Below are 14,819 nucleotides of genomic sequence, written 5' to 3'. Positions count from 1 at the left end.
CCTAGGCATGCGTACCCGTACCATCGCCGCCGCTGTTGCGGTTTCCCTTGTCGCCGCCACGCCGGTGCCTGCGCTTGCTAACGAATCACGTCCCGGCTTCAGCGCACCCGAACTGTCCTCTATGACATTGAACTGGTTCAACCCCGCCGCCTGGCCGAAGGATATGGAACAGGAGATGTCCCGGATGGGTTTGTTCGCCCTGTCATCGTTCTTTGGCCACCGTTTGATTGGCGCGATGATCTTCTTCCCGTTCGCGCTTTGGGGCTTAAGCAGCTACTACTTGCCGCGTTAGGTTGCTTGCTGCTTGTTGGCCCAATCGACGATCGGCTCCAAGCGTGCAAGGTCAACCCTGTCGACGTCCTTGCCATAGGTGTCGATCATGTTGCGCTCATTGTCACTCTTGCGCGGCTTGATCTTTAACGCCGTGATCAGCGTGCGCATCACGCCTTTGTGCTGGGCGTTGAGCTGCGAGTAGTTCAGGCGGCCAGGCAGGTAGAAGCGCTTCACGTGCGGGGCGAGGCCGCCGAGGAGCTTGCCGGTGGCGTCGGCTTTTTCTACTTCTTCATCAATTGTCATGCCGACGGTGACCAGTGCGATTGGGGTTTGCTCGACCTGGTTGGGGTCGAGCTGCTTGATTAGCTTCACACCGTCATGCAGCGGGCCGTGCGCCGGTGCAAGGATCACCGTGGGTCCGGTCAGCGCGGGTTGATTTGGGATCTGTTGGGCGGTGGTGTTGAGCCGCTTGGCAAGTGCTTCGGCGTACTGCTTGGTTGAGCCGTAGTAGGTGGAGTACAAGATGGTGCAGGACATGGGTCTATTGTGCCTTGGGGTGGGGGAGCTTTTTTGAATTGCGGCGAATATCTGCCAAACCGGGGATAGTTGCATTGGCTGACAGGTGATTGCCAGGCTTGTGGCCTGAGCGGGAGCTCCTGGACCTAAGCGGATCTAGGCAGACTGCCGTGGCGCGTATCTGGGTGCGCCTCTAGCAGACAATGATTTTAGCCCTGCGTTTCCCCAGGTCGATTGTCTCTACTCATCGCAGTTTTTGCGTTGTGTGCTAGTGGCCAGACGAAAACTGGACTCACAGGCGCAAGCGATGCTAGAACGAAGGCACAAACAGCGAAGCCGGAAGCGTTATCGGACTTCTTGTCATCGGAGCTATCATCCTTGGGCTCTACGGATACTTCAGCCCGACTAACCCCAACGACGCTTTCGCGAACGCTGCGCGGTAGTTCCCGGGTCGGAACCTGGGACCTAGAGCTGGGACCTAGAGCCCGGGGATCTGGGCCCTTGCGCGCAGAGAACCTTTTAGCGATCACAAAGATTCCGGGGACCAGAGCCTGCGGCGGCGGGCGAGGATGCGTCGCAGATCCCGCGCGCGCCGGGTGTCGAAATCGGTTGCCGCAACAATGCGCTCCGCAGCATCCTGCGTTACAGCAAGGGCAAGACGCATCACAGCATCAGTAGTCCTGGTATTCAAACCGATCTCAGCGCAAAAAGCACGAAACATCTTTCCGCTGATGTTGTCCGTGCGTCCCTGAATGGATAACGCCATTGTGGTGTCGCCATACGGGATTGTCGAAGGAATGTCATAGATCGGAGCCACCTCTGCAACCCCATCCCGCCAGACCATCGAGATGTTCTTGGCGTGTAAATCACCATTACCCGTAAGCCACGCCAACGCTGCCTGAAACGCCACAGCGCGGGCGGTCAGCAACGGTGAAGCACTCACGGCCATCAGTGCTTGCGCCACCTCCTCCATCGCCGGGTCGTACTTCTCACCCGGGTAGAGCCCCATGATCTGTGCGGCGTCCTCGACATGAAGCCTTGCTTCCCCTACGCGGTCGAATCGGGAGATGAGGAGGGCGGGGAGGCCGCGGGCGTCGGTAAGCAACTGCACCTGCGCTAGCGGGAAACCTGCTGCACGGGCGATACCGAAACAAGCGGCTTCATTTTCCACGAGCTTGGGATACTCAGGGGGTGAGACTTTCAGAATGAACTCGGTACCAGTCCCACGCACCGGTGCGGCAATCGTGCGCGCCGACGCTTTATCCTGCACCCCCGGGACTGCGATCGGATCAATAATCCCAGCGTCAGCGAGCGCTTGAGAAAAGTCCAGATCACCATCCAGGTCAATAACTGCAGGGGTGGGCCGCGGGCGCTGCCCAGGAGCAACCACCGCGACATCCCCAACCGTGTCCGCACCAACTGCAAGAAGAAGCGTCAATTCATCGTCCAACGAGGCCTTTACCGTGCGTTTAAGACTTGAAAGTCGCCGACCCTCCGGCAACAGATTGGTAAAGAACGGAGGAATCGCGCCACCAAAGTTGTTATAAGGCGCTTGATCCAGCGGCAAACTTGTGGCCACCGGAATAGGCGAGTTTCCTACATAGTCAAACTCAGTGGCCCCACCTGGAGTCTTCGAAAAGTGTCCAACCAGCACTCCGGCCCTGTACACGTCAGCGACAATCACAGCAGATCACCCCGGTGGACTTTCGGCTCCAAATCGTAGCCAAGCGCGGAAAGCACGGTAATCACCTTGCCTACTTCAGCAGTCGGCTTACCCTTTTCAAGCTCACGCAGGAAACGGTCCGACACTCCTGCAAGATCAGCAAGATCTACCTGCGTCAGACCAGTGCGTTTGCGTTGAGCGCGAACAAATGTCCCAAGCTCGCCGACGTCCATGCGGTGTCTCCTCCTTGCATCGCCTTGCTTGCCGACGGAATGCTCGCACCGATTCCGTACCCTTCAGATCACAACGATAGCGCCAAACAAGCAGAAACGGAATGCTCGCACCGATTTTGTGTGCGTTTTGGAGTATTGGGTTGAAGATTTCACGGAATCGGTGCGCTCGCTCCGAACGTCACAAGCTTTGCAGGTGGGTGGCCTGCAGGGGAGCTTTTTTGAATTGCGGCAGCAGTTTGCCAAACCGGGGATAGTTGCCGCAAGCAAGGTCAATGACGGCGGCCTGTGCGTTCGGCGAATTGGTCGAGAAGGTGGAGGACTTCGGGGGATCGCCAAGCACGCTGCCGCTTATCCAGCTGCGCCGAAACTACAATCCCGTCTGATTCCAACCGGTCGAGGGCGTTGCGAGCCGTTTCCACAGACACGCCGAATTCGGCAGCAACTGCGCTGGTGGTGAGTACGGGTCGTTGGATGAGGAGGTCGAGGAGGGGCCACGCGAGGGCGTCGATACGCGCAGTAAGCTCCTCACCCCAAGCTGTGCGGACCTGCAACAACTCCTCTGCTAGCCAGGAGCCTCGTTCGGCTCCGTCGATGGCGGCGCGGGCGAAGAGGGTGATGATGGGCTCGATGTGGCCAGCGCGGTAGGAGGTGAGGGCTTGGAAATAGCCATCGACGTTATGAAGAAGGCCAGCTGAGATCGGTAGGGCGACGGTGGATGTCAGCCCTCGTTTACGCAGCAACACATGGATGAGTGCACGGCCTGTGCGCCCGTTGCCGTCTGCAAACGGATGGATGGTTTCGAATTGTGCGTGGGCGAGCGCCGCGTGCGCAAGTGCCGGGATGTCGGTTCGTTGCATGAACCGCTGGAGATCTTCAAGCAGTGCGACAACGTGTGTGGCCTGCGGCGGGACGAACAGTGCGCCGTCAGGATGGAAATCGCTACCGCCTATCCAGACTGCCTGCGTGCGCAGTTTGCCAGCGAAGTCTGGGGCTGATTCCTCCAGCAACAGGCGGTGCATGTCTAGAATGCTGTCGATGGTGGCGCCGCCGCGCGCAATCGCCTGCTGCATGAGGCGTGTGTTCGCAGCAATCAGCGCTGCGTTGCCCGCGCCGTGACCTGTGGTTTCCGCTTCGAGCACCTTGCGCGCGGACGCCGTCAGCTGCTCAATCCTGCTCGACGCCACCGACTCACTGCGGAGCAGCAACGGCGTGAAGGGGAGGACTCGGTGGGCCTCAGTGGCGTCGAAACGCACGGCGGCAACGGTTGCTTCCTCCACAATCGCCGCGGTGCCGTTGGTCAGCGTGACGGCTTCCTCGCTGATCGCAGGCACGACAGCACTTTGGTAGGTCCGGGGCATTCGCTTTGCGACGCGCCCCGCAAACCCCCCTTCGGCCCCCACCCAATCCAACGTTTCATTCGCCACACTCGGCCACTGCATAACGACACCGTAGCAGCAAACCACCAAACTTATAGCCTTAAGTTTGGTGGTTTGGCGGAAAGAGCGAAGATATTCGGTTGGGGCTTAGGCGACCCAGTTAAGGCAGAAGACGATCCAGGGGAGCGCGACGACGTCGATAAGCACAGCACCCGAAAGTGGAACCACCACCATCGCAACCTTGGACTGCAAACCATGCTTGCGACCAACCGCGTCCATGTTCGCCACCGCGTTGGGGGTACCGCCGAGGCCGTGGCCCATCATGCCTCCGCAGATCACGGCGGCGTCGTAATTCTTGCCAAGAATGCGGAACACAATCAGCGCCACAAACGCCACAAGCGCAACTACCTGGACCAACAAGATGACCAGCAGCGGCAGGGCGAGATCATAAAGATCCCAAATCTTCAGACTCATCATGGCCTGAGTAAGGAAGAAGCCCAGCGACACATCTGAAATCAGCTTCAGCGCCTTGCCGTGGATTTCCACCCAGCCGGCGGTGTCGTTGATGTTGCGAAGAATGATCGCGATCAACATCGCACCGACGTATCCCGGCAGCGAATACCCCGTCCACTCGCCGAAAAGCTTGCCCAGGTACACACCGATGACCACAACCACGCCGATCACAGCAGCGGTAGCAACCACCGAGCCCTCGTTGACCTCGGACGTGTTGTCCACGCCGCGCTCCTGCACATCACCGATATCTCGCGTTTCAACGGCCAGCTTGTTCCGCTTAATCAACCACGTGGCCAGCGGACCGCCAATCAGCGAGCCGGCGATCAAGCCAAACGTTGCCGCAGCAATAGCTACCGCAGTCGCGCCCTGGGCGCCGAGCTCTTCAGCCGTTGGACCAAACGCTGCCGCCGCGCCGTGCCCACCCTCAAGCGATACCGCACCAGCCATGATGCCCAGCAACTCGTTGATCCCCAGCGCTTTTGCCAGACCGATGCCGACGAGGTTCTGGAAAATTGCCACAGTCCAGCACGCAACCAGGTACACCACAAGGACGCGGCCACCGGTTTTGATCAGGCTTAGCGACGCACCGAGACCGATCGTGGTGAAAAACGCCAACATCGCCGGGGATTGCAGGGTGGTGTCAATCGTGAGTTCGATCGAGCCCCACTCACGCAATGCCAACACCACGAGCGCGAACAGGAAGCCGCCAACTACAGGCCCCGGGATTGCGAACCTGCTGAAGATTCTCCAGCTCCTCGCAGCCCACGCGCCAAACAACAACAGCAAGAGCGTCAACGCTACTGAGCTCACCAGCCCAACTTCGATCTGCATGCGTCACCTTCTTTCTCTGGGTCCTTCTTTGCGGCTTTCGCCTTGAACAGGCTCACCTTACGTTCCACACGAGGCGTGGGTCACATCAGCGTGTTGGTCCGAGGCTTTTACGGGTTGTGTGGTGCTGGGGGAGCTTTTTTGAATTGCGGCAGCATGTTGCCAAACAGGGGATAGTTGCATTGGTTGACAGGTGATTGCCAGGCTTGGGGGGTTTGCCGAGGGCTGCCTAAGACCTGGACGGGCTGCCGTGGAGCGTATCTGGGTGCGCGCCTCGAGTGCGCGCCTCGGGTGTGCGCCTCGGGTGTGCCTCGGGTGCGCCACTAGCAGACAATGATTTTGGCCCTGCGTTTCCCCAGGTCGATTGTCTCTACTCATCGCAGTTTTTGCGTTGTGTGCTAGTGGCCAGACGAAAACTGGACTCACAGGCGAAAGCGATGCTGGAGCGAAGGCACAAACAGCCAAACTTATGGACTCAAGTTTGGCGGATTGCCGGAAAGTGCGAAGATCATTGAAAGCTATTTTGCTGTTTTGGGCGAGGATGACGTGCAAGCGTCATACGGTGACACTCATGAAGAAGATCCTCAGCGCGGCTACGGCTGGTGCATTGGCCCTGTCCACCGTCGTAGTTGCACCGGCAGTCCAGGCGCAGCCGGTTCAGACCAACTACGTCCAGAACACTCAGAACACCAAGAACACCAAGAAAACTGACGCCAGTAGCGAAGCCGGAAGCGTTATCGGACTTCTTGTCATCGGAGCTATCATCCTTGGGCTCTACGGGTTCTTCAGCCCGTACAACCCCAACGGTGCGTTGGCGAACGCTGGGCGATAGTTGCTTGTAACTGTTAAGGGCGCAGGTGCGTGGGCTGCTTTTACACTTTGACGCTTTGTCTACCTGCAGCTTTTCCATTTTGCAACTTGCTAAATAGGCAGTTTTGCAAGTTTAAGTTGCACTTTTGCCGACCACTTTTGCACTTTTGCACTTTGCTGCACTTTGCCCAGTTTTGCAGGTTTGATTTTTCAGTTAATAAGGGTTCGGTGGAGCTGTTGCGGGGCCGCGGCAGCTCTGCAGCATGCGAGTTAACGCTTGATGCGGGTGCTACCTCGAAGCAATTGCGGCGAATATCTGCCAAACCGGGGATAGTTGCCGCAATAGGCCTGAAACTGTGAGCCAGCTGCCAGCCGTGGCAGATATCCCCGGTTTGGCAACATGCTGCCGCAATCCAAAAAGCACTACCCGAGGTAAAGCACTACCCGAGGTCCAAAGCACTACCCGAGGTCCAAAGCACTACCCGAAGTGCAGACGCACTGCGCAGCAAATAAGATCAGCGTATGGCTCTTCAGGCACGGGCGCTGACGTTTAAGCGCCAGAAGGAACAGTCGGCGGCGGTGCGACTCTTGCACGCCGACAATGCGCCCGTGGTCCTCGCCATGATCGCAGAGTACTTCCCGCGCGGCGCCGAGCCAAGACCGGCCGGTGAAGTGTACGAGCTGATGGCTGCCGACTTTGCGTTGCTGCGCAACACGTTTGATCTGCCGAAGAGTCCACAGGCGTATTGCAATGACTGGGTGAAGGCGGGCTGGCTCGTCCGAAAATCTGGCACCCAGGTCACGGGTGAGACCCTTGAGCCGAGCGAGGATGGTCTGGTTGCACTGCAGATGATGGATCGGGTTGGAGGGCCGTATTCGGCGGTGACGGCGAGTAGGGTGGCGTCGATAAGCAATGCCCTCCAAGACCTGGCAAGGGACACCGACCCAAACATTTCGACGCGCCTAGAGCATCTGCATCGGCAGCGTGAGCGGGTGGACGAGATGATTGCAGGTGTAGAGCGTGGCGAGTTTGAGCTGCCTTCGGATGCAAGTGTGCAAGAGCGGGTGGGCGATATTTTGGGCATGGCCTCTGCAATCCCGAGTGATTTTGCGCGTGTACGGCATCAGTTGGAGGTGCTGAATCTAGATTTGCGCCGCCAATTGCTGGACCCGGAGGGCAGTCGCGGTGATGTGCTAGCGGAGATTTTCGCGGGCGTCGATGTGATTTCGGAGTCAGATGCGGGGCGAAGTTTCAACGGGTTTTATCGGCTGGTTGTGGATTCGGAGCATGGTGCGTGGGTGGAGTCGTGGATTGGGGAGATTCTGGAGCGGGTTGGTCCGGAGGTGATGGATTCCAAAACCCGTTCGCAGTTTAGGAATCTGTTCCGCAATCTTGAAGACGCTGGTTATGAGGTCAACCGCATGATGACCCGCCTTGCGCGCAACTTGCGCAATTATGTTTCCAGTGAACAGTTTGCTGAAGATCGTCGAATGATTGAGCTGTTGCGCGATACGCGCAGGCTTGCGTCGGAGGCGGCGGAGGCTGAGGAGTTGTCGCCAACCAAACGGATGGAAACACCGTTGCAGCGTATTGGTATGGCGGTCAGTTCTGTTGCACAGATGAAGCTGGCGGATCCGGGGGCGGAGGTAATCACGTCGGATGTGGAGCGTTTTGAGGCTAGCGAGGGGGATGCAGAGGCGTTGCTTGAGCTGGTGCGCGAGTCTGAGATTGATCTTGAGGAGCTGTCTGCCGCTGTTGCTGATGCGGTTGCTGAGCTGGGCAAACCTTCAATTGCGGATGTGTTGAGCCGACATCCGGCGACGCAGGGCTTGGCTTCAGTTGTGGGTTTGGTTTATTTGGCCATGCGGTTCGGGGTGCAGCTTGATGGCAGGGAATCGGTTGATTATGAGGAGGACGATGGGACAGTTCGCTTAGCGACATTGCCTATGTTCACTTTCGACACCATATCAGTGGAGGAGATGCGATGACGGAAGCATTGTGGAGTGGGGACACGGGGACGTTGTCGTATGAGTCCCGTCGAGCGTTGGTGGATTTGTTGAAGGGGCCGTTAATTAGCGCAGACCGTAAAAAGGACACGTGGAACGCCATTTTGAGCGACAAGGAGGCGTTGCGCAGCTGGCTGCATGACGTGTTTTTGGAGCTGGTGATTGATGAGGAAGCCGGAATTGCGTTTACCCGTCACGTTCGCCCGGATAACGATGACGTGCACGTGCCACCGGTGTTGCGCACGGATTCCTTGACGCACCTGCAGACGGCGATTTTGCTGCAGCTTCGCCACGAATTGGGCATGAGTACGCCGGGGGAGCGCGTAGTGGTCGGTGAAGACGAGCTTTACACGGCAATTGGGTACATCCGAGCGGTGGATAACCGTGATGAGGCTGGTTTTAAGCGTCGTTTTGATGCGGCGATCAACGCCATCAAGAACAAGTACAGCCTGCTCACGGAGACGGAGACGGAAGGACGCTATGTGGTCTCGCCAGTACTGCGCCACATTTTTGATGCGGATACTGTCTACGCGCTGCGCGAGGAGTACTTACGGCTAGCTGGAGCCAACGCTGGCAATGACCTCGAGGGAGAAGAGCAGTGAGCGAGCAATTCAAGTTGGCACGAGTGCAGCTTGTGAACTGGGGAACGTTCCACGGCTACTTCGACATCCCGGTAGGCCAGAAGGGCTTTTTGATCACGGGCGCGTCGGGCTCGGGGAAGTCCACCTTGATCGACGCGTTTTCGACCATCCTGGTTCCCCAGTCCAAGATCCGTTACAACGCGGCGGCGCAGCAGGACACCACGCGCGACAAGGGCCGTAGCAGGGTGTCGTACATTCGTGGCGCGTGGCGCAGGAGCGAGGACCCCACCACTGGTGAGATCCGCAACCAGTACCTACGCGAGGGTGCCACCGCGACTGTGGTTGCAATGACGTATCGCAGTGCAAGTGAGACGTACACGTTGGTGGCAATTTTTCGTCTCAACGCAGGCCAAAACTCCGAAGCCCAGGTAAGAACGCTTTATGGCATCTTCCCGGACGAGGTGGATGTGGATGCGTTTATGCCGCACCTGGTGAACTCGCTTGATAAGCGCAAACTTGAGCAAAAGTTCAAGACACCGAGCAACGGCGTAACGTTTACAGATCAGTATTCGGTATTCGCCAACCGTTTCCGTGCGCGCCTGGGTATTGATAGTGAGGACGCCCAGATGTTGCTGCACCGTACGCAGTCGGCGAAGTCTTTAAGCAGTATGGACGAGCTGTTTCGGGACTACATGCTGGAACAGCCCATAACGTTTGAGCTTGCCAACGAGGCGGTGGCTACGCATGGCGACCTGCGTTATTCCTACGAGCGTCTGGAGGATCTGAACCGCCAGATTGAGGCCTTGGCGCCGTTGCCAGGGTTACAGGCGTCGTTAGAAAAGGCGCAGGCTACGCGCGGACATGCAGAGGCGCTGGCGGCAGCGTTGCCATCTGTGCGCAGGGCGATTGAAGCCGCCGAACTTCGAGACGCTATCACAACCCACCAGGCCCAACGCGAAGCCGTCAAGGTGCAAGAAAGCTCCCTTGCCCAGCGCAAACAGACACAGCAGGAGGCGGTGCAGCGCACGTACGCGAAGTTGGAGGGGCTGACCGGTGACGCTGTCGCGTCGCTTCGCGAACGCATCCAGCGGGAAGAGCAGGAGCTTGCAACGCGCACAGCGAAGGCGAAACAGCTGCAGCAGATTCTGAACGTGGACGAACTAACCACGGAAACCTTTGCGGAACTCAAAGCGCAGGCACGCCGCGAGATCGAAGAGGCACCCGCAGAACGCGAGCTACTTGACGCAACGTGGTCCGACGCCCGCGCACAGAAACAGCAGTGCCAACAACAGGACCGCGCCATCCAGCAGGAGCTTGAGGGTTTAAGTGCGCGCTCAAACAACATTGACCAGGGCTTCATCGACCTACGCGCACGGATGTGTGCAGACATCAATCTGACAACGCAAGAGCTGCCCTTTGTGGGCGAACTAATTGACGTGTTGAAGCAGGAGGAGGAGTGGGAGCCGGTGATCCAGCGCCTGCTATCCAACTTTGCCATCACGTTGCTGGTTCCGGAGGAACACGAGCGCGCGGTGAACAGCTGGGTCAATAGCCGCCGGCTTGGCCGCAGGTTGGAGTACCGCACGGTGCCGACTGGTGCGGCGCCACCAAGACGGCCAAAGAACAATGCCAGCCTGTTTCACAAAGTCGCGGTGGTGGACAGCCCAATGCGCCCCTGGCTGGAACAGATGCTGACCAGCACGTTTGATTACGCCCTGGTGCGCACTGTCGAGGAACTTGAGCAGCAGACCCAGCGCGCGGCAACTATCGACGGTTTGGAGCGCAACGTTCGCGACCGCACAAGGTCCACCCGCTATATCAAGGACGATCGCCGCCCGCTTGGGCAGCATCGTGATTACCGTTTAGGCTCCTCCAACAACAAGAAGGTGGAGTTGCTGCGTGGGTCGTTGAAAGAGGCGCGCCAGGCAACAACTGCTGCCCACAACCGGGAGCGAGAGCTGCAACGAAAGCGCGAGAGCTTGCAGCATCGTCTGGATCAGGTGAAATTAATTGCTTCGACGGGGTGGGACGAGGTGGATTACGTGGGCGTCGAGAAGCAACTGGCTCAACTGCAGGAGGAACTGGAGCTTGCAACGTCCTCGCCCGAGGTACGCGAGCTGAACCGTGCCTACGATCAGGCGTGTGCCAGCCTGCAGGCCACCGAGGAGGAACTGCGTGAGGTGCAGCGGCAGATCACCGTCGCGGAGACCAGCATTGCCGCAGATCAGGCTCGGCTTACAGAGGTTGAGCGAGCCAGCGTTGCGGTGGATCAGGCGCTGTTTGATGAGCTGGAAGCCAAGCTGAAAAGCCGCAAGCGGCGCCTCACGCGCGAGAACATCAATTCGCTTGCAGACGAGGTGCAGTCCGAACTCGACGCCACCATCAAACACAACGCACAAGTGATCACCAGTGCAAACACGAAAATTGGCAACATTTTGACCAGCTACCTGGCCGGGTGGCCCTCCGAATCGGCGGAGCTGCGCGCCGAACCGGAGTTTGCGGGTGAGGCGATCAACCGCCTGGAAGCGCTACGCGCTGACCGCCTGCCTGAGTTCCGTGGCCGGTTCCTAGAGCTGCTCAACGGCCAATCCGTCATGCACTTGAGCCACATCTCCACGCAGCTCGCGCGGGCGAAAGGTGACATTGAAACCAACCTTGGGCCGATCAATGCTTCGCTGATGCGCTCAAAATACACCCCTGAGGGCGGCGGGCGGTATCTGCAGATTGAGGTCCGCGACAACCGCGGTCCTGAAGTTCGCGAATTCCAGCAGGACCTGCGAGAAGCCACCGCGGGAAGCTTAAGTGCGGCCGACGAAGCCGAGGCGATTGCGCGCTACCATCGGCTGGCGAAAATCATGGACCGCCTCGCCTCCTCGGAGCGTGCCGATACCCGCTGGCGCAACCTCGTTCTGGACACCCGCCGCCACGTGAAGTTTGTGGGCAACGAAATTGATGCCGACGGTGAGGTGTACAACACCCACGTTGACTCCACGTCACTCTCCGGCGGGCAAGCGCAGAAACTTGTATTCTTTTGCCTGGCTGCGGCGCTGCGCTACCGCCTCGCCGGGGTGGATGCAGAGGTGCCCACCTACGCTACCGTCGTGCTTGATGAGGCGTTCGATCGCGCCGACCCAACCTTCACCCGCACCGCCATGGACGTGTTCACCAGCTTTGGTTTCCACATGATTCTTGCAACACCGATGAAGCTGATCAAAACCCTGTCGCCGTACGTGGACGGCACGATTGTGGTCAACTACGCTGAAACGCCACAGGCGCGCTCCACCTTCGAGTTCATTGACACCCGCGTTGGTTAGCAGGTTGGTTGTTTTCTGATGCGTTTACCCGACCAGCTTCCGTTGCGCCTTGACATTGAACGCGCGCTTATGGGTTCAGCACTTCCTGAGTCGATCCCGCTGCACCCGCCAACCGCAAAGAAAGTGCTTGCAGACCCCTTAGCGGCAACCGAGTTTGTCCGTGCCTGGCAGGCGTACGAACCCCAGGCGGAGGTGGAGTGGGTCACTCGCCGCTGGGCGCACCTAGGCCAGCAGCGGGTCCCCGCGCGTGTGCATATTGGCAGCTGGGAGCGAGTTGCGGAGCTCAGCGGGCAGGCCTCTACGTTGGCGTCAGCGCGCTCTCGTTTTGCTGAACTTGTGGGACTGTTCCCGTGTTCGCCGGGCTTGCCTGGCTTCCGAGCTGCCGCTGCGCGCACTCACGCCGCCTGGCTCTCTTTGGACAATTTGGACTTCACCCGCCTCACCAAAGCTCTGACCTGGCTGTACGCGCACCCGACCTCCGGTCTGCGCCCACGCGCCGTGCCTGTCGAAGGCGTTGACACCAAATGGATCGAGAGCCACCAGCGCCTCCTGTTGCGTTTGCTCAAGCCGCTCGGTCTGGCCACTTTGGGCCTTTCGCTTACCGACGCCACCCTCCGCCTCCGCTTCCTCGACCCTTCTTTAGCCCCCACACTGGGTCTTTTAGACATCGCGGTTCCGCTCAACGCCCTGCAGCTTCCTTTGGGCTTGACGGTTGTGATTGTGGAGAACAAAGAGACGTTCCTTGCGCTGCCGCAAGCGCCCGTTGGTTCTAACGCTGTGTTGGTGTTCGGCGCGGGCTACAGCGGGGCGCAGTTGGCGTCCCTCGACTGGGTCCGCGGCGGCAACGTGCTGTACTGGGGCGATGCGGATGCGGATGGCTACGCCATTCTGAACGCACTGCGCAGCCACATGAGCGCTGGTGCTGAAGCTGGTGGTGCTGAAGCTGGTGCTGCTGGTGCTGTAGGCCTTGGGGCTTCCTTGGGTGCTAGCGCTGGCGCTGGATTCGGCTGCGTTGAAAGCGTCGCGATGGATAGCGCGACCGTTGCGAAGTTCCTGCACCTGTCGGTTGATGACCCCGGTGATGCCACCCGCCACCTACCGCACCTCACCGAAGAGGAAGAAAACGCGCGCCGTTTGCTGGTCACGCGCGGTAATCGGAGGCTTGAGCAGGAACGAGTGTCGCTGGACTGGGCGCTCGCGCAGGAAGCATTCGCTGCGATCTGGGGTTGAGGGCGGCCGGGGTGCTGTGAGTCGGGGTGCTGTGAGTCGGGGTGCTGGGGGAGCTGGGGGAGCTTTTTGGAATTGCGGCAGCATGTTGCCAAACCGGGGATAGTTGCCGCAATTGCCAGGTAATCGCCAGGTTCGGGGTTTGGGCGGGAGCTCCAGGACCCGGGTGGGCTCCCGGGACGAACCCGGCACGCGCTCGGGTGCGCCGCGGGTGCGTCACTAGCAGACAAATTCAGTGCCGAACTGTCGATTCTGCAGGTTCTGCCTGTAGTCACCGGCCCCTGACGCGATGACACTCAGCCTGCATCAGCAGTTCTGCGTCCTACCAAACTTTCGACAACTCCAGGAGAGACCGAAATCCTTCTGTGCATAATGTCCAGAGGGTCTTCAGCGCCTAACGGTGTGCCAAGTCAGGGTTTTGGTTGCTTTCCGCGGCGCGGAATACCTTCAACCTCAACTAGATGGTTTTCCGCGAAGCGGAAAGCCTGACCCCAAACCAGGCACGGTGGCGGGGAGGGGCTGCGGGTTATTCGCGGACTCTGTGGTCGATGACGTCTGGTAGCACTGGTTTGCTTTGACCGAGTAGGACTTGGATGTTGCCTTCGCGTTCGACTGCACTTGTCACTGCCTTGACCTTGGTGGCTTTACGTTGCTGCTGTCCTTGACCACCACCAGCACCCATCGCCATCGGTGCAGCAGAGAGACCTGTGGAACGTGGCTGCGTGTTTTGGCCTGCGCCACCAGTGTTAGCAGTCATACCTGCCCCCATGCTGGGACCTGCACCTGGGGCTGCACCGTGAAGTGGTGCACCACCAGTACCCATGCCGGTACCGCCACTGTGGCCTGTGTTGTTTCCTGATGCGGGACCACCAAGCCCGTTGCGGCTGCCACGGTTGCCGGAGATACCACCGAATCCGCCCATGCCACCACCGACACCACCACCGCTGGTGTTCGCACCCGTACCAGCGTTCACACCGGCTGCGGTGCTACCAATCGCACCAGGAGAGATCGTATGCATGCCAGCGGCAGAACCAAGATGTGCCGGTGTGCCATGTGGGCCTGGGGTAAGTGTCGGTGGCGTGGAGGGGGAGGTGAGTGATGCGGCTTGGGTTTGTGTGGCCCCGGCTTGTATCGCCTCAAGCACATCAGGGTTGATCTGACCGTAGGAGCCGATGACCTCATCTGGTGTTGTCGCATAGGCTAGGTCTTTATGGCCGACGGCGATGAAGGAATCCTGAATCACCTTCGGCAGTGGGGAACGCTCAAACGATGGGGCTGTCGGATGTGCTGCTTCACGGATGTCGAAGGGATCGCCCGGGACGTGGTCTAAATCCGGAATGAGTTTGACAAACGCTGGAACCGTAGCCGCCAGTTGTGTACTGGCGCGTGGTGCAAAGGCTGAAAGGTAGGTTGTTTCGTAGGCAGCGCGAAGATCCGGTGTCAGGGCAGCTGCTGCAGTGTGTGCGACAGTGGCCATT

General features: G+C 59.2%; 11 protein-coding genes and 1 pseudogene. 6 read left to right on the top strand and 6 right to left on the bottom strand.

All coding sequences use genetic code 11. The features are described from left to right. The first annotated feature begins 7 nt into the window (after positions 1 to 7). Positions 8 to 292, top strand: a complete 285-nt coding sequence (locus tag HMPREF3101_RS06065; protein ID WP_070463683.1) for a hypothetical protein — start codon at positions 8 to 10, stop codon at positions 290 to 292. On the opposite strand, the gene HMPREF3101_RS06060 is transcribed toward HMPREF3101_RS06065, so the two are convergent. The 5 genes from HMPREF3101_RS06060 to gltS form a co-directional block, all read right to left on the bottom strand. After that, entirely contained in the window at positions 289 to 810 is a 522-nt protein-coding gene (locus tag HMPREF3101_RS06060; RefSeq protein WP_070463682.1) for a flavodoxin domain-containing protein, read from the bottom strand. The two genes, HMPREF3101_RS06065 and HMPREF3101_RS06060, sit on opposite strands and share 4 nt — an antisense overlap. A 505-nt stretch (positions 811 to 1,315) precedes the next feature. After that, positions 1,316 to 2,458 (bottom strand): type II toxin-antitoxin system HipA family toxin, encoded by a 1,143-nt coding sequence (locus tag HMPREF3101_RS06055; protein WP_256365746.1) that lies wholly within the window; start codon positions 2,456 to 2,458, stop codon positions 1,316 to 1,318. Positions 2,459 to 2,469: 11 nt separating this feature from the next. Further along, positions 2,470 to 2,685, bottom strand: coding sequence for a helix-turn-helix transcriptional regulator (locus tag HMPREF3101_RS06050; RefSeq protein WP_070463680.1), 216 nt, complete (start codon positions 2,683 to 2,685; stop codon positions 2,470 to 2,472). A gap of 269 nt (positions 2,686 to 2,954) precedes the next feature. Then, a complete protein-coding gene (locus HMPREF3101_RS06045; protein WP_246816664.1) occupies positions 2,955 to 4,016 on the bottom strand; it encodes a Fic family protein in 1,062 nt (353 codons plus the stop codon). Positions 4,017 to 4,208: 192 nt separating this feature from the next. Beyond that, positions 4,209 to 5,405, bottom strand: a complete 1,197-nt coding sequence (gene gltS, locus HMPREF3101_RS06040; protein WP_070463678.1) for a sodium/glutamate symporter — start codon at positions 5,403 to 5,405, stop codon at positions 4,209 to 4,211. Between the two features lie 568 nt (positions 5,406 to 5,973). On the opposite strand from gltS, the gene HMPREF3101_RS06035 reads away from it, so the two are divergent. The 5 genes from HMPREF3101_RS06035 (at position 5,974) to HMPREF3101_RS06015 (ending at position 13,344) form a co-directional block, all read left to right on the top strand. Continuing rightward, a complete protein-coding gene (locus tag HMPREF3101_RS06035; RefSeq protein WP_070463677.1) occupies positions 5,974 to 6,234 on the top strand; it encodes a hypothetical protein in 261 nt (86 codons plus the stop codon). A gap of 500 nt (positions 6,235 to 6,734) precedes the next feature. Next, the gene (locus HMPREF3101_RS06030; protein ID WP_070463676.1) at positions 6,735 to 8,201 is read left to right on the top strand and encodes a DUF3375 domain-containing protein; all 1,467 of its coding nucleotides are present in this window, start codon (positions 6,735 to 6,737) and stop codon (positions 8,199 to 8,201) included. Continuing rightward, positions 8,198 to 8,821, top strand: coding sequence for a DUF4194 domain-containing protein (locus HMPREF3101_RS06025; RefSeq protein ID WP_070463675.1), 624 nt, complete (start codon positions 8,198 to 8,200; stop codon positions 8,819 to 8,821). The genes HMPREF3101_RS06030 and HMPREF3101_RS06025 overlap by 4 nt, the downstream gene beginning before the upstream one ends. Next, positions 8,818 to 12,114, top strand: coding sequence for an ATP-binding protein (locus HMPREF3101_RS06020; protein WP_070463674.1), 3,297 nt, complete (start codon positions 8,818 to 8,820; stop codon positions 12,112 to 12,114). The genes HMPREF3101_RS06025 and HMPREF3101_RS06020 overlap by 4 nt, the downstream gene beginning before the upstream one ends. 18 nt (positions 12,115 to 12,132) lie before the next feature. Beyond that, positions 12,133 to 13,344, top strand: coding sequence for a DUF3322 domain-containing protein (locus HMPREF3101_RS06015; RefSeq protein WP_070463673.1), 1,212 nt, complete (start codon positions 12,133 to 12,135; stop codon positions 13,342 to 13,344). A gap of 523 nt (positions 13,345 to 13,867) precedes the next feature. Here HMPREF3101_RS06015 and HMPREF3101_RS12115 read toward each other — a convergent pair. Next, positions 13,868 to 14,819 (bottom strand): annotated as a pseudogene (locus tag HMPREF3101_RS12115) (hypothetical protein); the annotation flags it as partial.

It is taken from the genome of Corynebacterium sp. HMSC29G08, from assembly GCF_001806875.1.
Taxonomy (GTDB): Bacteria; Actinomycetota; Actinomycetes; order Mycobacteriales; family Mycobacteriaceae; genus Corynebacterium.
Note: the sequence above shows the minus strand (reverse complement) of the source record. Positions and strands in the feature narration are given on the sequence as shown.